Below are 18386 nucleotides of genomic sequence, written 5' to 3' on the forward strand. Positions count from 1 at the left end.
GCGGGCCGGTTACACCCGCCCGAGCCCCTCCAGCAACTCCCTTAGCACCGCCGGCATCAGCTCCGGCAGGTCCTCCGAGATCAGTCCCGGCCCGTGCCGGCGGCCCGCGGCGGCGTGGAGCCAGACCGCGGCGGCGGCGGCCTCGAAGGGCTCCATGCCCTGCGCGAGCAGGCCGCCGACGAAGCCGCACAGCACGTCGCCGCTGCCGGCGGTGCCGAGCCAGGGCGTGCCGTTCGAGTTGACGGCGGCGCGGCCGTCGGGAGCGGCGATCACCGTGTCGGCGCCCTTCAGCACCACGACGGCGTCGAGGAAGGCCGCCGCGGCCCGCGCCCGGGCGAGCTTCGAACCCTCCGCCGGTACCGCGGCCACGCCCTTGAACAGCCGCGCGAACTCGCCCTCGTGCGGAGTCGCGACCGCCCGGGCCCCGCCGGCCGCGATCATCTCGACGAGTTCGTCGGCTTTCCCGGAAAAGCTCGTCAGGGCGTCGGCGTCGAGGACGAGGCCGCGCCCGGCTTCCGCGGCGACCCGCACGAGGTCGCGGGTCGGGGCGCCGGTGCCGAGGCCGGGGCCGGCGACGATCGCGTTCAGGCGCTCGTCGGTGAGCGCGTCGTCGAGGTCGTCGGCGCTGTCGCAGGGGCGCAGCATGATCGCGGTGAGCTGGGCGGCGTTCTCCGGCAGCGCCGAGAGCGGCGACAGGATCGTGACGAGGCCGGCGCCGATCCTCAACGACCCGCGGGCGGCGAGCCGCGCCGCGCCGGTGCGGTAGGCGGGGCCCGACAAAACCACCGCGTGGCCGCGCGTGTACTTGTGGCTGTCCGGCGCGAGGTGCGGGAAGGTGCCGCCCCAGAGGTCAGGCCCGTTGACGTGGGCCCGCGCCCCGAGTCCCTCGACCACCGAATCCGGGATGCCGATCTCGGCGACCGAGACCGGCCCGCACAGGCGCCGGCCCGGCAGGAGCAGGTGGCCGACTTTCAGGCGCACGAAGGTCACGGTCTCGGTCGCCGTCACGACGGCGCCGCGCGGCGCCCCGGTATCGCCGTCGAGGCCCGAGGGCACGTCGACCGCGAGCACCGGCACGCCCGCCCCGTTGACCCGCGCGACGAGGGCGGCTGCCTCGCCCTCGATCGGGCGGGACAGGCCGGCCCCGAACAGGGCGTCGATCACCAGGGCGAAACCTCCGGGCTCGGCGCGGACGGCATCCGCCACCGGGCCGGCCCACTCGGCGGCAGCGGCCGCGGCGTCGCCCCCGAGCGCCTCGACCGATCCGAGGAGCGCGACCTCGACCGGCAGGCCGGCCTGCGCCAGGAGCCTCGCCGCGACGAACCCGTCGCCGCCGTTGTTCCCCGGCCCGCACAGGACGAGAACCGGTCCGTCGCCGGCGAGCGCCCGGGCGCGCTCCGCGACGGCACTGCCCGCCCGGTGCATCAGGGTCAGGCCGGGCGTGCCGGCACTGATCGCTGCGGCATCGGCGCGCCGCATCTCGTCGGTGGTGATGAGCTCGGTCCCGGCCATCGCATCCTACTCCGAGAAGCGCCCGGACGCGGCGGCGTCGCCGCGGCGCCGGGCTTGAGAACGGCGAGTTGCGCAACAAACGCGCAGAAATTGCTTACCGATTGGGCATTCTCGGTCCGGTCACGGGAAATCCCCCGTGGCGGTCGGCGCGGCGCGATGCTAGGAAGGCCGCCGGAACCGTTGCAGACCAGGCCCGCCCGGCATGAAGAAGATCGAAGCGATCATCAAGCCCTTCAAGCTCGACGAGGTGAAGGAGGCCCTGCAGGAGGTCGGCCTCCAGGGCATCACGGTGATCGAGGCCAAGGGCTTCGGCCGCCAGAAGGGCCACACTGAGCTCTACCGGGGCGCCGAGTACGTGGTCGACTTCCTGCCCAAGGTGAAGCTCGAGATCGTGCTGCCCGACACGCTGGTGGACGGTGCCGTCGAGGCGATCCGCAAGTCGGCCCAGACCGGCCGCATCGGCGACGGCAAGATCTTCGTCTCCTCGATCGAGGAAGCGATCCGCATCCGCACCGGCGAGACCGGTTCGGACGCGATCTGACGGCTTCGCCTTCTCTGCAGCGACGAATACCGCGGCCTGACACCCAGGACCGCGGCTTCATGGCGGCCAAAACGCCGTTCTAGGAAGGGATCAGACGAGAATGTCTAAGACCGCGACGGACGTCCTCAAGGAAATCAAGGAAAACGACGTCAAGTACGTCGACTTCCGCTTCACCGATCCGCGGGGCAAGTGGCAGCACGTCACGTTCGACGTGTCGCTGGTCGACGAGGACATCTTCGCCGAGGGCACGATGTTCGACGGCTCGTCGATCGCCGGCTGGAAGGCGATCAACGAGTCCGACATGCTGCTGATGCCGGATCCGGCGACGGCCTGCATGGATCCGTTCTTCTCGGCCTCGACCATGTCGATCGTCTGCGACGTGCTCGAGCCGGTCACCGGCGAGCCCTACGGCCGCGACCCGCGCGGCATCGCCAAGAAGGCCGAGGCCTTCGTCAAGGCCAGCGGCATCGGCGACACCATCTTCGTCGGCCCCGAGGCCGAGTTCTTCGTCTTCGACGACGTGCGGTTCTCCGCCGACCCGTACCATACCGGCTTCAAGCTGGATTCGGTCGAGCTGCCGATCAACGGCCAGACCGAGTACGAGGGCGGCAACCTCGGCCACCGCGTCCAGATCAAGGGCGGCTACTTCCCGGTCCCGCCGCAGGATTCGGCCCAGGACATGCGCGGCGAGATGCTCGCGGCGATGCAGTCGATGGGCGTCAAGGTCGAGAAGCACCACCACGAGGTCGCCTCGGCCCAGCACGAGCTGGGCATGAAGTTCGATACGCTCACGCTGATGGGCGATCAGATGCAGATCTACAAGTACTGCATCCACAACGTCGCCCAGAGCTACGGCAAGACCGCGACCTTCATGCCGAAGCCGGTCTACGGCGACAACGGCTCGGGCATGCACGTCCACCAGTCGATCTGGAAGGACGGCAAGCCGGTCTTCGCCGGCAACAAGTACGCCGACCTGTCCCAGGAGTGCCTGTGGTACATCGGCGGCATCATCAAGCACGCCAAGGCGCTCAACGCCTTCACCAACCCGTCGACCAACTCCTACAAGCGGCTGGTCCCGGGCTACGAGGCGCCGGTGCTGCTGGCCTACTCGGCCCGCAACCGCTCGGCCTCCTGCCGCATTCCGTGGACGACCTCGCCGAAGGCCAAGCGCGTCGAGGTCCGCTTCCCCGACCCGATGGCCAATCCGTATCTCGCGTTCGCCGCGATGCTGATGGCCGGCGTCGACGGCATCGTGAACAAGATCGATCCGGGTCCGGCCATGGACAAGGACCTCTACGACCTGCCCCCGGCGGAGCTCAAGGAGATCCCGACCGTGTGCGGCTCGCTCCGCGAGGCGCTCAACAGCCTCGACGCCGACCGTGAGTTCCTCAAGGCCGGCGGCGTGTTCAACGACGACTTCATCGACTCGTTCATCGAGCTGAAGATGACCGAGGTGATGCGGTACGAGATGACCCCGCACCCGATCGAGTTCGTGAACTACTACTCGCTCTGATCCGGCATCGGTTCAAGCAGGATGCGGAGGGGGCCGGAGCGATCCGGCCCCCTCTCTTTTGGCGCCGGGCCCGCCTCTCGGCACCGAGCCCGTTTCTTGGCACCGGGCTTGCCGTGCTCCAGGGCGACGATCCCCGGAGGCCCGATGACCGACCCGACCTCTCCCGCCGCGACCCTGCGCGCCCTTCTCGCCACCCTCGTCAAGTCTGCGCTCGTCGCCGACGAGGCCCGCATCGCCGCCTGGCGCCGGGAGGCGGCGGAGCTGCACGAGCGCCTGGCCGGACAGGACCTCTCGGCCCTCAAGCTCGACGGCCTCTGGGCCCTCGCGGTGCGCGAGGCCGAGGCGCCGGATCTGCGCCCCGACGAGACGCGGGTCTCGCTGACGCTGCCGCAGGCCTGCCCGCTGGCGCTCGCGGACCTCGCCGGGCCGGGCTTCGACGTCGAGGCCGCCGCGGACCGGGTCCGCCAATCGGCCGCCACCGGCTGAGGCAGGCCGTCGCTTCCGCCCGCCACGTTGCCCCGCGGCCGCACTCGTCCCATATTTCAGCCTTGCGGCTGCGGCTTGCCCGCCGGGGAGCCGTCGCGTCCCGCCGCCTGGATCGACCTGTTGGCCAAGAGAATTCATCCCAAGGGACTTCACCCCAAGGCACCGAAGCCCGCCTCCGCCGTCCTGCCGACCCGCGAGGCCGTGCTCGCCTTCATCGAGGAGTCGCCCCAGAAGGTCGGCAAGCGCGAGATCGCCCACGCCTTCGGCATCAAGGGGTCCGACAAGATCGAGCTGAAGCGCCTGCTCAAGGAGATGCAGGAGGAGGGCGCGATCGAGAAGGACCGGGCCGGCCTGCGCAAGGCCGGCCGCCTGCCGCCGGTCGTCGTCGCCGACATCGACAGCCGCCGCGACCGCGACGGCGAGCTGGTCGCCCGCCCCGCCCAGTGGGATCCGGAGGCGGGTCCCGCGCCCCTCATCACCGTCCTGATGCCGCGCGGGCGCCGCGCCGACGGACCCGCCCCCGGCACCGGCGACCGGGCGCTCCTCAAGATCGAGCCCGACGGCGACACGCCCGGGCGGTATCTCGGCCGGGTCATCAAGGTCATCGGCCGCAACCGCGCCGAGACGCTCGGGGTCTACCGCGCCCTGCCGACGGGGGGCGGGCGCATCGTGCCCGTCGACAAGAAGGCGCAGGGGCGCGAGATCGCGGTGCCGCCGGGCCAGGAGGGCGAGGCGCTCGACGGCGACCTCGTCACCGTGACGCTCGGCCGCGAGGACCGGTTCGGGCTGACGCAGGGGCGCGTCAAGGAGCGCCTCGGCAGCCTCGGCTCGGAGAAGGCGGTCAGCCTGATCGCGATCCACGCCCACGACATCCCGCACGTCTTCCCGCGCGAGGTGCTGGCGGAGGCCGACGCCGCCCGCGAGGTCGCGCTCGAGGGACGCGAGGCGGAGAACCGGGAAGATTGGCGCGACCTGCCGCTCGTCACCATCGACCCGCCGGATGCCAAGGACCACGACGACGCCGTGATGGCGGTTCCGGATCCCGATCCCGCCAATCCGGGCGGCTTCGTCGTCACGGTGGCGATCGCCGACGTCGCCGCCTATGTCCGCCCCGGCACGCCCCTCGACCGCGAGGCGCTCCTGCGCGGCAACTCGGTCTACTTTCCCGACCGGGTGGTGCCGATGCTGCCGGAGCGGATCTCGAACGACCTCTGCTCCCTGCGCCCCGGCCAGGACCGGCCGGCTCTGGCCATCCGCATGATCGTGACGGCGGAGGGGCGGAAGGTCCGCCACAGCGTCCACCGCGTCATGATGCGCTCGCGCGCCAAGCTCGCCTACGCGCAGGCGCAGGCCGCGATCGACGGGCGGCCCGACGAGGTCACCGGCCCGATCCTCGACGGCATCCTGCGCCCGCTCTGGGCCGCCTACGAGGCCCTCGCGGCGGCGCGCGACGCCCGCGGGCCGCTGGCGCTGGACCTGCCCGAGCGCAAGGTGATCCTGAACCCAGAGGGCGGGGTCGACCGGGTGGTCGTGCCGGAGCGCCTGGCCGCGCACCGGCTGATCGAGGAGTTCATGATCCAGGCCAACGTCGCGGCGGCCGAGGCCCTGGAATCCGCCGGCCAGCCGCTGATCTACCGCGTCCACGACGAGCCCTCCCTCGAGAAGATGCGGGCCTTGGGCGAGGTGATGGCCTCGATCGGCCTCAAGCTGCCGAAGGAGGCGAACCTCCGCCCGGCCCTGTTCAACCGCATCCTCGGCATGGTGGCGGGGAGCGAGCACCAGCTCTTCCTCAACGAGGTTGTGCTGCGCTCGCAGGCCCAGGCCGTCTACGCCGCCGAGAATGCCGGCCATTTCGGGCTGGCGCTCCGCCGCTACGCCCACTTCACCTCGCCGATCCGGCGCTACGCCGACCTGATCGTGCACCGCGCCCTGATCCGGGCCCTCCGGCTCGGGTCGGACGGCCTGCCTTCGGGCACGGAGACCGGGGACCTCGCCGAGATCGGCCAGCAGATCTCGGCCGCGGAGCGCCGCGCCATGGCGGCGGAGCGCGAGACCATCGACCGCCTGATCGCCCACCACCTCGCCGACCGGGTCGGCGCCACCTTCTCGGGGCAGATCTCGGGCGCGACCCGCTCGGGGTTGTTCATCAAGCTCGACGAGACCGGGGCGGACGGCTTCATCCCGGTCTCGACGCTCGGCGCCGACTACTACCGCTACGAGGAGGGCCGCCATGCCCTCGTCGGCGAGCGCACCCGCGAGACCTTCCGCCTCGGCGACAAGGTCGAGGTGCGCCTGGTGGAGGCCGCCCCGGTGGCGGGCGCCCTTCGCTTCGAGATCGCCGGCGGCGGGCGGGCCGCCTCGCCGAACCCGGCCCGGGGCGGGCCGCACAAGGGGCCGCGCAAGGGCCGTCCGGCGCCGCCGAGCCGCGACGGCCTGACCAAGCGCCGCGGGAGGCGGGCATGATCGAGATCCACGCCGGACCGGCCGAGACTTCGGCCAAGATTCCGGCCAAGATGCCGGCCGGGACGCCGGCCGAGCGGACCGGCGCCGGTCCGCACTGGATGCTGGCGATGGGGCGCGGCTTTCGCAACCGCTGCCCGCATTGCGGCGAGGGCCGGCTGTTCGATCGCTTCCTCAAGGTGCGGCCGGCTTGCGAGGTCTGCGGGCTGGAGCTGCACCACCACCGCGCCGACGACCTGCCGCCCTACCTCGTCATCTTCGTCGTCGGCCACCTCGTGGGCTTGGGCGTCCTCGAGACCGAGATGCGGCTCGACGTGCCGTTCTGGTTCCAGATGACGTTCTGGCCCGCGCTCGCCCTCGTCGCCTCGCTGCTGCTGCTCCAGCCGACCAAGGGGGCGGTGGTCGGGCTGCAATACGCGCTTGGCATGCACGGCTTTTCCGCGATACGCCGCGCCGGGGCCGAGGCCGCGGATGGCAGGGGCCAGACCGACTTTGGCCGGCACGAGACGGAGACGCGGGATGGCGGCGGGACCGATGGACGGACGATCGGCTCCGGCCGCTCCTGAGCGGAAGGCGCGGCCGCTGCGGATCCGCAACGCCGCGACGCTGATCATCCTCGACCGCTCGGGCGACGAGCCGAAGGTCCTGATGGGGCGGCGCCACGCCGGCCACAAGTTCATGCCCGGCCTGTTCGTCTTCCCCGGCGGGCGGATCGAGCTCGGCGACCGCAGCATGCCGGTGGCCGGCACCCTCAACGACCGGGCGGAAGCGGCCTTGGCCGAGCGGGTCCACCCGCCCCTGTTCCATCTCGGCCGGGTGCTGGCGCTCGCGGCGATCCGCGAGACCTACGAGGAGACCGGCCTGATGATCGGGACGACCGATTACGGCCCGCCCGAGACGGCGCCGCCCGGCCCCTGGTCGGCCTTCCGCGAGGCCGGGGTGATGCCGGACCTCGAACTCCTGCAATTCGTCGCCCGGGCGATCACCCCGCCCTCGCGCCCGAAGCGCTTCGACACCCGCTTCTTCGCGGTCGACCGCGAGGCGGTGGTGGCCGAGACCCCGGGCATCGTCGGCCCCGATTCCGAGCTGACCGAGCTCGCCTGGGTCGATCTCGCGCAGGCCCGCAAGCTCGAACTGCCGCGCATCACCGCCATCGTGCTCGACGAGCTGGAAGCCCGGCTCGCCGCCGGGTTCGGCCCGATGCTGCCGGTGCCGTTCTTCCGGGATGTGGACGGCGAGCACACCCGGGAAGAGCTGTAGGGGGCCGTCTCCGGCGGGTCCTGGCCGGTCGCCCGACGGGCGTCGGGGTGGCCTTCGCCGGACACCTGGCCCATATGAGCCGGCCCTGACGGCCAGCCCCCCAGCATGACCACTTCCACCACCGAGTCCGAGTTCGGCCCCGCGCGCCTCGCCGCCATCGCCGCCGCCATCGCCTGCGTCGCCGTGGTCGGCATCGGGTTGAGCCTGTCGATCCCGCTCCTCTCCCTCGAGATGGAGCGGATGGGCCTGTCCAACACCTGGATCGGGGTCAACACGGCGATCGCCGGGGTGGCGAGCATCGTCGTCCTGCCCTTCGTGCCGCGGGTGGCTTCGCGCCTCGGGGTGATGCCGCTGCTCCTCGGCGCCATCGCGGTCGGGGCGCTGGCGCTCCTCGGCTTCCGGGCCGTGTACGACTTCGCCTGGTGGTTCCCGCTGCGCTTCGTGTTCTCGGCCGCCCTCGGGGTGCTGTTCGTCCTCTCCGAGTTCTGGATCAACCAGGCGGCGCCGCCGGCCCGGCGCGGGCTGGTGATGGGGGTCTACGCCACGGTGCTGGCGCTCGGCTTCGCCATCGGCCCGGGGCTCCTGCGGATCCTCGGCACCACCGGCTGGGCGCCCTACCTCGCGGGCGCGGCCCTGTTCTGCGCAGGCGCGCTGCCCCTCGTCATGGCCCGCGGGCTGTCGCCGGAGATCCCGCACAAGGGCGGGCGCGGCTTCCTCGGCTACCTGAGGGTCGCGCCCTCGGCGACGCTGGCGGCGCTCGTCTACGGCGCGGTCGAGACCGGGGGGTTCGCCATCCTGCCGATCTACGGACTGCGCCTCGGCCTCACGGCCGAGCAGGCGGCGGGCCTCGTCAGCGTCGCGGCGCTCGGCAACGTGCTGTTCCAGATCCCGGTCGGGCTCCTCGCCGACCGGGTCGACAAGCGCCGGGTGCTGCTCGCCGCCGCTCTCCTCGGCGCGGTCGGCGCCGCGGCCCTTCCGCTCGGCGCGGAGGATGCGCGGCTGCTGGCCCTCATCCTGTTCCTGTGGGGCGGCATCGCCGGCACGCTCTACACGGTGGGCCTCGCCCATCTCGGCGCCCGCTTCGACGGCGCGGCGCTCGCCGGCGCCAACGCGGCGTTCCTGGTGCTCTACAACATCGGCCTGGTGCTGGGACCGCCGCTGGTCGGCGGCGGCATGGACCTCGCCTCGCCGCACGGCTTCGCCTGGTCGCTGGCGCTGCTGTTCGTCGCCTACCTGGCGGTGGTGGGCGGGCGGATGATCCGGGCCGCGCCCTGAGGCCCGCGGCGCGGCCGTCGGTCGCCCGGACTTGACGCCCGGAGGGTGATGGGGCAGGAAGGCGCCGCGTTCTGGCCGGGCCTGCCCGGCCGTTTGCGTTTCGGTCCTCCGGGCGCAACACCCATCAGCAACAAGAGGTCGCGCCATGGCCAAGGCCGTCACCATCAAGATCAAGCTGCTTTCGACCGCCGATACCGGCTATTTCTACGTCACCAAGAAGAACTCCCGTACCAAGACCGACAAGCTGTCGTTCAAGAAGTACGACCCGATCGCGCGCAAGCACGTCGAGTTCAAGGAGACCAAGATCAAGTAAGACTTGATCTTGCGAGTCTGGCCGCATCGAGCGGCATGAAAAAGGCCGCCCGCGAGGGCGGCCTTTTTCCGTTGGGAGCGGCGAGCCGCCCGACGCACCGTCAGCCGAACAGGTACATCGCTCCCGGCAGGGCGACGAAGCCGGCGGCGCAGCCATAGGCGAGCCACAGGCCCGGCCGGCGGGTGGCGAGGCGGCGCAGGCGCTTGGCGGTCGGTCCGGCCTTGACGGTGCGCCCGTTCACGCACGAGCACAAGAGGTGGTGGGCCTCGCCGGTGCTCAGCTCGAAGAAGCGCCGGGCCTCCCCGAACGTGTCGTTGCCGAGCCCGCTCGCCCGCAGCACGGGATCGGCGTAGGCGAAGGTCAGCGGCGAGTTGTCGGCCCTGATGCCGCCCCGCATCCTGCGGGGCACGAACTCGATCTCCTCCAGGGTCGTGAAGCTGCGGCCGGGATCGCGCTCGAGGATCTCGGCGAGGCGCTCGAGCCGGGCCCGGCGGCCCTCCAGGAGCGGTGGGACCGTCTCGACGTCGGCAATGTCACGGATGTGGCGAAGCGGCTGATGTTCCATGCTGGGCATCCTTGTCGATGCGCTGCAGACCGTTGCGCGCTGCTGCTGCGCCAGCATGCGACAAGCATCCCGCCGATGCATTCGCCCACGTTAACACGTTTTCTTGAGCGTAAGATCGTCACCCTTGAAGCATCGATCGGTAAAACCGTCGCCATCAAGGGCTTAATGCTTTGTACCTGAGCTTGGCCGATCATCATCCGGCGGTCGGGATGCGACCGCCGGACGCATGGGGACGGCTCCGCTCACGTCACCTCGAACCAGCCCCACAGGCCGGTATCGAACCGCTCGAGCGCCGTGGCGCTGATGAGCCAGCGGCCCGGATTGTCGGCCAGGAAGGCGATGCGGGCGGTGCGGCCCTCGATCAGCTGGAAGGTGTCGAGCCAGTAGGGCTCCCAGCCGTCGTCGAGGGGGTGCAGCAGCCGGAAGACGTGGCCGTGCAGGTGCAGCGATTGCGGGAAGGCGGTGGTGTTGGTGAGCGCCAGCACCACGGCGGTGTTGCGCTTGACCGTGAACAGGGGCGGGTTCTCGGCCCGGCCGGCGGCGCCGTTGAGGGTCCAGATCCGGGTCGGGTCGCCGGTGAAGGCCGGGGCCGCCTCGGGCTTCCCCTTGTCGAACACCGCGCCGCCCGCGACGGCGATGTCGCGCCGGAAGGCGTTCTGCAGCTTGATCTCGGGCGGCAGCAGCTTGTTCTCGCCGATCGGCGCGACGGGCGGGCGCGCCGCCAACGCCTCGCCCTTCGGGACGATGCGGGCGAGCGGCATGCCGGGGCCGATCAGTGCCACGACGGCGCCCGCCGGTTCGGCGCTGCCCGGCACGTCGAGCAGGATGTCGTAGCGGGTGCCGGGCGGGAAGGGCAGGGTGGCGCGCAGGGGCTCGAAGGTGTCGGTCGGCTGGCCGTCCACCGCCGCGACCCAGGCCTTCAGCCCGTCGAAGCGGATCCGGGTCGCCCGCGCGTTGCAGGCATTGGCGAGGCGCAGGCGCAGGCGCGTGCCCGGCGCCGCCTCGATCGTCTCCGGCGTCGGCCTGCCGTTGACCGTGAGCGCGTTGCCGAGCCGGCCCGAACTCGCCGCGAAGGCGACCTGCCCGAAGGCGGCCAGGGTCCCGTCCTGCTCCAGGCGCCAGTCCTGGAAGAGCAGCGGCACGTCGCGATCGACGACCGGCGGCGTCCTCTCCTCGACCACCAGCATCCCGGCGAGCCCGCGGCCCGAAGGCTCGCTCGATCCGGCCACGACCAGGGGGCGGATCAGCGAGGTGCCGGCATCCGGCGGGGTGAACTCGTAGAGGAAGCTCGCGCCCGGGGCGACCGGGGCCTGCGTGACCCCGCCGACCCCGTCCATGGCGTTGCGGTTGCGCACGCCGTGCCAGTGCAGCGACAGGGGGCGCTCGGTCTTGTTCTGGAGCTGCAGGCGCACCGCCTCGCCGTGCTTCACCCGCAGGACCGGCGGCGCCGAGGAGCCGTCGAAGGCCCAGACGGGGGTCTCCGGCGCCGGCTCCGGCTTGATCCGCGCCCGCGCCGGCGCGGCGGTCAGGGTTTTGGCGTCGGCGGGCTTGGGCTCTGCGGGCTTGGGCTCTGCGGGCTTGCCCCCCGCGGTGCCCGGCGCCGGCGGGGTCGCGCCGCCCTGCGCCCGGAGAAGGGTGGGCGCCAGCGACAGGGCTGCGCCGGCGAGCAGCGCGCGGCGCGAGGGCGGCAGGGACGACGGCATGGCACCTCGCTGAGCGACGGGTCGGGAGGCCGGGCGCGGGATCGAGCGGCCCCGGCGGCAGGGACGGGCATGGGGCCGGGCCGGCGGCCCGGCCGAGACAGCCTGGTAGCCGGGCCGGCGGCCCGGCAGGGACAGCCTTGTAGCCGGGCCCGCGGTCCGGGGCGAGGCGGGGCCTAAAATTCTTGCTGCGTGACCGATCCACCATGCTATAGAGCCGCGCCCGGGTGCGTCAGGCCTCGGGCGCGAGCGTCGCGGGCGTGGCGGAATTGGTAGACGCGCTGGATTTAGGTTCCAGTGACGAGAGTCGTGGGGGTTCGAGCCCCTCCGCCCGCACCACATCCGCCAGGCGACACGACGGAACGGGTTCAAGCAGCAGTGCCGGCCCCTTGTCCTGACGGTCCCGTCGCACGGCGTCGATCACAGCGCCGTCCGGGCCCGCAGCCAAGCCGGATTCGAAGGTGCAAGGCGGAATGACGACGATGCAGGTGACCGAGACCAAGTCCGAGGGGCTGAAGCGCGAATACCAGGTGGTCCTGCCGGCGGCCGAGCTGGAGACCCGGCTCGCGACCGAGCTCGACGGGATCAAGGGCAAGGTGCAGCTCAAGGGCTTCCGCCCGGGCAAGGTACCGGTGGCCCACCTGCGCAAGGTCTACGGCCGTTCCGTGATGGCCGACGTCGTCCAGAACGCCGTCAACGAGGCCAACCAGAAGATCGTCGAGGACAACAAGCTCAAGCTCGCCCTCGAGCCTCAGGTGCAGATGCCCGAGGACAAGGACGCGATCGAGAAGGCGCTCGACGCCAAGGGCGACCTGTCGTTCTCGATCGCCCTCGAGGTGATGCCGAGCTTCGACCTCGTCGACCTCTCGGACGTGAGCCTGACCAAGCAGGTCGTCACGGCCTCCGACGAGGAGGTCAACGAGACGATCGAGCGCATGGCCTCGGCCAACCGCCCGTTCGAGGACCGTCCCGAGGGCGAGGCCGCCCAGTCCGGCGACCGCCTGGTGATCAACTTCACCGGCCGCATCGACGGCACCCCGTTCGAGGGCGGCACCGGCGAGGACATCAACCTCGACCTCGGCTCGAACACCTTCATCCCGGGCTTCGAGGACCAGCTCCTCGGCGCCAAGGCCGGCGACGAGCGCCTGGTCAAGGTCACCTTCCCGGAGGCCTACGGCGCCGAGCACCTCGCCGGCAAGGAGGCCGAGTTCGACGTGACCGTGAAGGCCGTCAAGGCGCCGGGCGCGCTCACGATCGACGACGAGCTCGCCAAGAACTTCGGCATGGACTCGCTCGACGCCCTCAAGGACGCCGTGCGCACCACGATGGGCCGCGAGTACGAGGCGGCCTCGCGCCAGAAGCTGAAGAAGGGCCTCCTCGACGCCCTCGACAGCCGCTACTCCTTCGAGCTGCCCCCGAGCCTGGTCCACCAGGAGTTCGCCGCCGTGTGGGCCCAGGTCGAGCAGGACCTGAAGAACCGCGGCAAGACCTTCGAGGACGAGGACACCACCGAGGAGAAGGCCCGCGAGGAGTACCGCCGGATCGCCGAGCGCCGCGTGCGCCTCGGCCTGGTGCTTGCGCAGGCCGGCGAGAGCGCCGATATCAAGGTCTCGGACGACGAGGTGAATCAGGCCCTGATCGCCCGCGTCCGTCAGTTCCCCGGCCAGGAGCAGCAGGTCTGGGATTTCTACCGCAAGACCCCGCAGGCGCTGGCCGAGCTGCGCGCCCCGCTGTTCGAGGAGAAGGTGGTTGACCACGTCCTCGGGCAGGTCAAACTGGTCGAGGAGCCCGTCTCCAAGGAGGCGCTGTTCGCCGACGAGGACGACGCCGAGGACGGCAAGGCCAAGGCCGACGCGGCGAAGGCCGACACGGCCGAGGCCGCTCCCGCGGGTGAGTCCAACCCGGCCTGATCCTCGCTACGGCCCCGAACGGGCGGCGGGGACGGGGCCTGCGAGGTCGTACGTTTCCGCCGCTACCCCGGCCGCCCAGAGGCGGCCGGGTTCCGTTCAGAGGGCCAGTGAGATGAGAGATCCGGTCGATTACTACAACAGCGCGCTCGTGCCCATGGTGGTCGAGCAGTCGAGCCGCGGCGAGCGCGCCTTCGACATCTACTCGCGCCTCTTGCGCGAGCGCATCATCTTCCTGACCGGCCCGGTCGAGGACTATTCCGCGTCGCTGATCGTGGCGCAGCTGCTGTTCCTCGAGGCGGAGAACCCGAAGAAGGAAATCTCCTTCTACATCAACTCGCCGGGCGGCGTGGTCACCTCCGGCCTGTCGATCTACGACACGATGCAGTTCATCCGCTGCCCGGTCGCCACGCTCTGCGTCGGCCAGGCCGCCTCGATGGGCTCGCTGCTGCTCGCCGCCGGCGAGGCCGGCCACCGCTTCGCCCTGCCGAACGCCCGGATCATGGTGCACCAGCCCTCCGGCGGCTTCCAGGGCCAGGCCACCGACATCCTCATCCATGCCCGCGAGATCGAGGCGCTGAAGCGGCGCCTCAACGAGATCTACGTGAAGCACACCGGCCGCGAGTACGAGGCGATCGAGCAGGGCCTCGAGCGCGACAACTTCATGACCGCCGACGCGGCCAAGGAGTGGGGCCTGATCGACGAGGTGCTGCAGAAGCGCGCCGAGGCTCCGGCCCAGGCGTAACGAATCCCGGCGGCAGGCCTTAGCCGTCCCTGGGCGTTCCCAGGGACGACGGCTAAGGCCTGCCCCGAAAGGACAGGGGCCGCTCTCGAAGTCGGGCCCGCCGATGCGGCCATTTGGCGGGAGCCTGTCGCATCGGTGGGATTGATCCCGCGGTGGCTGCGTGTTTGCATCGCGATTCTGCACCGGGCGCCCGGCGGCGCGGGGGGCGGTGACTGTTTCTTTAGCCGGGCGCCACTATCTAAAAGCGATGCGGTCGCGTCCCCGGGGCGGGACCGGTCGGGGACTTGGAGACCCATATGAGCAAGGCTGGCGGCAACGACTCGAAGAGCACGCTGTACTGCTCGTTCTGCGGCAAGAGCCAGCACGAGGTTCGCAAGCTGATCGCGGGCCCGACCGTCTTCATCTGCGATGAGTGCGTCGAGCTGTGCATGGACATCATTCGCGAGGAATCGAAGTCCTCGCTGGTGAAGTCGCGGGACGGCGTACCGACCCCGAAGGAAATTCGGCGGGTCCTCGATGATTACGTCATCGGGCAGGACTTTGCCAAGAAGGTCCTGTCGGTGGCTGTGCACAACCACTACAAGCGCCTGGCGCACGCGACCAAGCACAACGACGTCGAGCTGGCGAAGTCCAACATCCTGCTGATCGGCCCGACCGGGTCCGGCAAGACCCTGTTGGCCCAGACCCTGGCGCGCATCCTCGACGTGCCGTTCACGATGGCCGACGCGACGACGCTGACCGAGGCCGGTTACGTCGGCGAGGACGTCGAGAACATCATCCTCAAGCTGCTCCAGGCCTCCGACTACAACGTCGAGCGGGCGCAGCGCGGCATCGTCTACATCGACGAAATCGACAAGATCTCCCGCAAGTCCGACAACCCGTCGATCACCCGCGACGTGTCGGGCGAGGGCGTGCAGCAGGCGCTCCTGAAGATCATGGAGGGCACGGTCGCCAGCGTGCCGCCGCAGGGCGGGCGCAAGCACCCGCAGCAGGAATTCCTCCAGGTCGACACGACCAACATCCTGTTCATCTGCGGCGGCGCCTTCGCGGGGCTGGAGCGAATCATCTCGGCCCGCGGCAAGGGCACCTCGATCGGCTTCGGCGCCACCGTCCAGGCTCCGGACGACCGCCGCACCGGCGAGATCTTCCGCAACGTCGAGCCGGAGGACCTGCTCAAGTTCGGCCTCATCCCCGAATTCGTCGGCCGTCTCCCGGTGCTCGCGACCCTCGAGGATCTCGACGAGACCGCGCTGAAGCGGATCCTGCAGGAGCCGAAGAACGCGCTCGTCAAGCAGTACCAGCGCCTGTTCGAGATGGAGAACGTCGACCTGACGTTCCAGGAGGAGGCGCTCAGCCTCGTCGCCCGCAAGGCCATCGAGCGCAAGACCGGCGCCCGCGGCCTGCGCTCGATCCTGGAGAGCATCCTGCTCGAGACGATGTACGACCTGCCCGGCCTCGATTCGGTCGAGCAGGTGGTGATCGGGCCGGAGGTCGTCGACGGGAAGTCGCGGCCCCTCTACATCCACGGCGACCGCGGCAAGGACGCCCCGGCGAGCGCCAGCGCCTGACGATGCGACCCGGGAGGCCGCCGCGACCCCGCGGCGGCCTCTCTTGCGAGAGCAGCCCGGATGGCGGCTTCCGGGTGGCCCTGAGCCTCGAGTGGCACGGTGCTTGAAAGCGGCATCCGGAGGGGCCACCTGAGAGTCGACGCGGCGGCCGCATGCTCACCGGAGACGAGGTGCGGTGCCGCGACCCGGCCGCTCTCCTCGTTTCCGACCCCCGCGGCCCGGTCGGCCCCCACCGTTCCTCCTGCTTGTCCCCTGTGAGGGGAGGGACCTGGGCGTCACCACACAAGGAAGTCAGTCAATGACCCAGCCGAAATCGCGCCAGCCCGTCGTCCCCGGCTCGACCGGGACCTACGCGGTCCTGCCGCTGCGCGACATCGTGGTCTTCCCGCACATGATCGTGCCGCTCTTCGTCGGCCGCGAGAAGTCGATCCGTGCGCTCGAGGAGGCGGTCCGCACCGACCGGCACATCCTGCTCGCCACCCAGGTCAACGCCACCGACGACGACCCGGCCACCGACGCGATCTACACCATCGGCACGCTCGCCAGCGTCCTGCAGCTGCTCAAGCTCCCCGACGGCACCGTGAAGGTGCTGGTGGAGGGTGGCGGCCGCGCCAAGATCCAGGATTTCGTGCGCTCGGACGAGTACTACGCCGCCGACGCCGAGGTGCTGCCGAACGATCTCGGCGACAAGATCGAGGCCGAGGCGCTCGCCCGCTCGGTGATCTCGGAATTCGAGAACTACGTCAAGCTGAACAAGAAGATCTCGCCCGAGGTGGTCTCGGCGGTGATCCAGATCGACGAGCCCTCGAAGCTCGCCGACACGGTCGCCTCGCACCTCGCGGTCAAGATCTCCGACAAGCAGGCGATCCTCGAGATCCCGACCGTCGCCCAGCGGCTGGAGCGCGTGCTCTCGCTGATGGAGAGCGAGATCTCGGTGCTGCAGGTCGAGAAGCGCATCCGCACCCGCGTCAAGCGGCAGATGGAGAAGACCCAGCGCGAGTACTACCTGAATGAGCAGATGAAAGCCATTCAGAAGGAGCTCGGCGACGAGGACGGCCGCGACGAGCTGGCCGAACTCGAGGACAAGATCGAGAAGACCAAGTTCTCCAAGGAGGCGCGGGACAAGGCGCTGGCCGAGCTGAAGAAGCTGCGCCAGATGTCGCCGATGTCGGCCGAGGCGACGGTCGTGCGCAACTACCTCGACTGGATGCTCGGCATTCCGTGGGGCAAGCGCTCGAAGATCAAGAAGGACCTGCCCGGCGCTCAGGCCATGCTCGATTCCGACCATTTCGGTCTCGACAAGGTCAAGGAGCGGATCGTCGAGTACCTGGCGGTGCAGCAGCGCGCCAACAAGCTCACCGGCCCGATCCTCTGCCTCGTCGGACCGCCCGGCGTCGGCAAGACCTCGCTCGGCAAGTCGATCGCCAAGGCCACGGGCCGCGAGTTCGTCCGCATGTCGCTCGGCGGCGTGCGCGACGAGGCCGAGATCCGCGGTCACCGCCGGACCTATATCGGCTCGATGCCCGGCAAGATCGTGCAGTCGATGCGCAAGGCCAAGACCTCGAACCCGCTCATCCTGCTCGACGAGATCGACAAGATGGGCATGGATTTCCGCGGCGACCCGTCGGCGGCACTCCTCGAGGTGCTGGATCCGGAGCAGAACGCGACCTTCAACGACCATTACCTCGAGGTCGATTACGACCTGTCGAACGTGATGTTCGTGACCACGGCCAACACCCTCAACATCCCGCCGGCCCTCCTGGACCGGATGGAGGTGATCCGCATCGCCGGCTACACCGAGGAGGAGAAGGTCGAGATCGCGCGCAAGCACCTGATGCCGGGTGCGCTGAAGAAGCACGGTCTCGAGGCCAAGGAGTGGTCGATCACCGATGACGGCCTGATGCTCCTGATCCGCCGCTACACCCGCGAGGCGGGCGTGCGGAACCTGGAGCGCGAGATCTCGAACCTGATCCGCAAGGCGGTGAAGGAAATCCTGATCTCGGGGGTGAAGAGCGTGACGGTCTCGGCCGACAACCTGGACACCTTCCTCGGCCCGGCGAAGTTCCGCTACGGCGAGGTCGAGACCGACGATCAGGTCGGCGTCGTCACGGGCCTCGCCTGGACCGAGGTCGGCGGCGAGCTGCTCACGATCGAAGGCGTCATGATGCCCGGCAAGGGCAAGATGACGGTGACCGGCAACCTGCGCGACGTGATGAAGGAATCGATCTCGGCGGCGGCGTCCTACGTCCGTTCCCGGGCCGTCGATTTCGGGGTCGAGCCGCCGCTGTTCGAGCGCCGGGACATCCACGTCCACGTGCCGGAGGGGGCGACCCCGAAGGACGGGCCCTCGGCCGGCATCGCCATGGCGACGGCGATCGTCTCGGTCATCACCGGCATCCCGGTGCGCCGCGACATCGCGATGACCGGCGAGGTCACCTTGCGCGGTCGGGTGCTGCCGATCGGCGGCCTCAAGGAGAAGCTGCTGGCGGCCCTGCGGGGCGGCATCAAGATCGTGCTGATCCCGGAGGAGAACGCCAAGGA

General features: G+C 70.5%; 15 protein-coding genes and 1 tRNA gene (1 of these 16 only partly in view). 13 read left to right on the plus strand and 3 right to left on the minus strand.

Annotation, left to right across the window (positions count from 1 at the left end; all coding sequences use genetic code 11):
- Positions 1-9: 9 nt before the first annotated feature.
- Positions 10-1512, minus strand: coding sequence for an NAD(P)H-hydrate dehydratase (locus DK419_RS22300; RefSeq protein WP_109961038.1), 1503 nt, complete (start codon positions 1510-1512; stop codon positions 10-12).
- 202 nt (positions 1513-1714) lie between these two features.
- Between DK419_RS22300 and DK419_RS22305 the strand changes: the two genes are divergently transcribed.
- The 8 genes from DK419_RS22305 to rpmG all read left to right on the plus strand — a co-directional run bounded on the left by DK419_RS22305 (position 1715) and on the right by rpmG (position 9360).
- Positions 1715-2053 (plus strand): P-II family nitrogen regulator, encoded by a 339-nt coding sequence (locus tag DK419_RS22305; protein ID WP_048427121.1) that lies wholly within the window; start codon positions 1715-1717, stop codon positions 2051-2053.
- 100 nt (positions 2054-2153) lie between these two features.
- Positions 2154-3566, plus strand: a complete 1413-nt coding sequence (gene glnA, locus DK419_RS22310) for a type I glutamate--ammonia ligase (RefSeq protein WP_109961039.1) — start codon at positions 2154-2156, stop codon at positions 3564-3566.
- Positions 3567-3710: 144 nt separating this feature from the next.
- Complete coding sequence (locus DK419_RS22315; RefSeq protein WP_109961040.1) at positions 3711-4052, plus strand: hypothetical protein; 342 nt, start codon at positions 3711-3713, stop codon at positions 4050-4052.
- Between the two features lie 120 nt (positions 4053-4172).
- Positions 4173-6515 carry a ribonuclease R gene (gene rnr / locus DK419_RS22320; protein WP_109961041.1) on the plus strand — a complete coding sequence of 781 codons (2343 nt, stop codon included), beginning with the start codon at positions 4173-4175 and terminating at the stop codon, positions 6513-6515.
- A 50-nt stretch (positions 6516-6565) separates the two neighbouring features.
- Positions 6566-7078 (plus strand): DUF983 domain-containing protein, encoded by a 513-nt coding sequence (locus DK419_RS22325; protein ID WP_109962442.1) that lies wholly within the window; start codon positions 6566-6568, stop codon positions 7076-7078.
- Positions 7047-7772, plus strand: a complete 726-nt coding sequence (locus tag DK419_RS22330) for an NUDIX hydrolase (RefSeq protein WP_245442631.1) — start codon at positions 7047-7049, stop codon at positions 7770-7772. The genes DK419_RS22325 and DK419_RS22330 overlap by 32 nt, the downstream gene beginning before the upstream one ends.
- A 105-nt stretch (positions 7773-7877) precedes the next feature.
- Positions 7878-9047, plus strand: a complete 1170-nt coding sequence (locus tag DK419_RS22335) for an MFS transporter (RefSeq protein WP_109961043.1) — start codon at positions 7878-7880, stop codon at positions 9045-9047.
- Positions 9048-9192: 145 nt separating this feature from the next.
- Complete coding sequence (gene rpmG / locus DK419_RS22340) at positions 9193-9360, plus strand: 50S ribosomal protein L33 (RefSeq protein WP_048427126.1); 168 nt, start codon at positions 9193-9195, stop codon at positions 9358-9360.
- A gap of 100 nt (positions 9361-9460) precedes the next feature.
- Here rpmG and DK419_RS22345 read toward each other — a convergent pair whose 3' ends face one another.
- Positions 9461-9925 carry a hypothetical protein gene (locus DK419_RS22345; RefSeq protein WP_109961044.1) on the minus strand — a complete coding sequence of 155 codons (465 nt, stop codon included), beginning with the start codon at positions 9923-9925 and terminating at the stop codon, positions 9461-9463.
- A gap of 242 nt (positions 9926-10167) precedes the next feature.
- Positions 10168-11628, minus strand: coding sequence for a multicopper oxidase family protein (locus tag DK419_RS22350; protein ID WP_109961045.1), 1461 nt, complete (start codon positions 11626-11628; stop codon positions 10168-10170).
- Positions 11629-11879: 251 nt separating this feature from the next.
- Between DK419_RS22350 and DK419_RS22355 the strand changes: the two genes are divergently transcribed.
- The 5 genes from DK419_RS22355 to lon all read left to right on the plus strand — a co-directional run.
- Positions 11880-11964, plus strand: a tRNA-Leu gene (locus tag DK419_RS22355).
- A gap of 143 nt (positions 11965-12107) precedes the next feature.
- Positions 12108-13535 (plus strand): trigger factor, encoded by a 1428-nt coding sequence (tig, locus tag DK419_RS22360; RefSeq protein ID WP_109962443.1) that lies wholly within the window; start codon positions 12108-12110, stop codon positions 13533-13535.
- A 112-nt stretch (positions 13536-13647) separates the two neighbouring features.
- Complete coding sequence (locus DK419_RS22365) at positions 13648-14277, plus strand: ATP-dependent Clp protease proteolytic subunit (protein ID WP_048427128.1); 630 nt, start codon at positions 13648-13650, stop codon at positions 14275-14277.
- Between the two features lie 296 nt (positions 14278-14573).
- The gene (clpX, locus tag DK419_RS22370; protein WP_048445376.1) at positions 14574-15845 is read left to right on the plus strand and encodes an ATP-dependent Clp protease ATP-binding subunit ClpX; all 1272 of its coding nucleotides are present in this window, start codon (positions 14574-14576) and stop codon (positions 15843-15845) included.
- Between the two features lie 298 nt (positions 15846-16143).
- Positions 16144-18386, plus strand: partial view of an endopeptidase La gene (lon, locus tag DK419_RS22375; protein WP_109961046.1) — the 5' portion only. Its footprint extends 181 nt past the window's final position; 2243 of the gene's 2424 nt are visible here — the first part of the coding sequence; the start codon lies at positions 16144-16146; the stop codon falls past the right edge of the window.

It is taken from the genome of Methylobacterium terrae, from assembly GCF_003173755.1.
GTDB classification, from domain to species: Bacteria; Pseudomonadota; Alphaproteobacteria; order Rhizobiales; family Beijerinckiaceae; genus Methylobacterium; species Methylobacterium terrae.

What these genes read in the sequence shown, in the direction of transcription:
- DK419_RS22300 (WP_109961038.1), bottom strand. Translation starts at nt 1,512, where the DNA reads ATGGCCGGGACCGAGCTCATCACCACCGACGAGATGCGGCGCGCCGAT.
- DK419_RS22305 (WP_048427121.1), top strand. Translation starts at nt 1,715, where the DNA reads ATGAAGAAGATCGAAGCGATCATCAAGCCCTTCAAGCTCGACGAGGTG.
- glnA (WP_109961039.1), top strand. Translation starts at nt 2,154, where the DNA reads ATGTCTAAGACCGCGACGGACGTCCTCAAGGAAATCAAGGAAAACGAC.
- DK419_RS22315 (WP_109961040.1), top strand. Translation starts at nt 3,711, where the DNA reads ATGACCGACCCGACCTCTCCCGCCGCGACCCTGCGCGCCCTTCTCGCC.
- DK419_RS22325 (WP_109962442.1), top strand. Translation starts at nt 6,566, where the DNA reads ATGCCGGCCGGGACGCCGGCCGAGCGGACCGGCGCCGGTCCGCACTGG.
- DK419_RS22330 (WP_245442631.1), top strand. Translation starts at nt 7,047, where the DNA reads ATGGACGGACGATCGGCTCCGGCCGCTCCTGAGCGGAAGGCGCGGCCG.
- DK419_RS22335 (WP_109961043.1), top strand. Translation starts at nt 7,878, where the DNA reads ATGACCACTTCCACCACCGAGTCCGAGTTCGGCCCCGCGCGCCTCGCC.
- rpmG (WP_048427126.1), top strand. Translation starts at nt 9,193, where the DNA reads ATGGCCAAGGCCGTCACCATCAAGATCAAGCTGCTTTCGACCGCCGAT.
- DK419_RS22345 (WP_109961044.1), bottom strand. Translation starts at nt 9,925, where the DNA reads ATGGAACATCAGCCGCTTCGCCACATCCGTGACATTGCCGACGTCGAG.
- DK419_RS22350 (WP_109961045.1), bottom strand. Translation starts at nt 11,628, where the DNA reads ATGCCGTCGTCCCTGCCGCCCTCGCGCCGCGCGCTGCTCGCCGGCGCA.
- tig (WP_109962443.1), top strand. Translation starts at nt 12,108, where the DNA reads ATGCAGGTGACCGAGACCAAGTCCGAGGGGCTGAAGCGCGAATACCAG.
- DK419_RS22365 (WP_048427128.1), top strand. Translation starts at nt 13,648, where the DNA reads ATGAGAGATCCGGTCGATTACTACAACAGCGCGCTCGTGCCCATGGTG.
- clpX (WP_048445376.1), top strand. Translation starts at nt 14,574, where the DNA reads ATGAGCAAGGCTGGCGGCAACGACTCGAAGAGCACGCTGTACTGCTCG.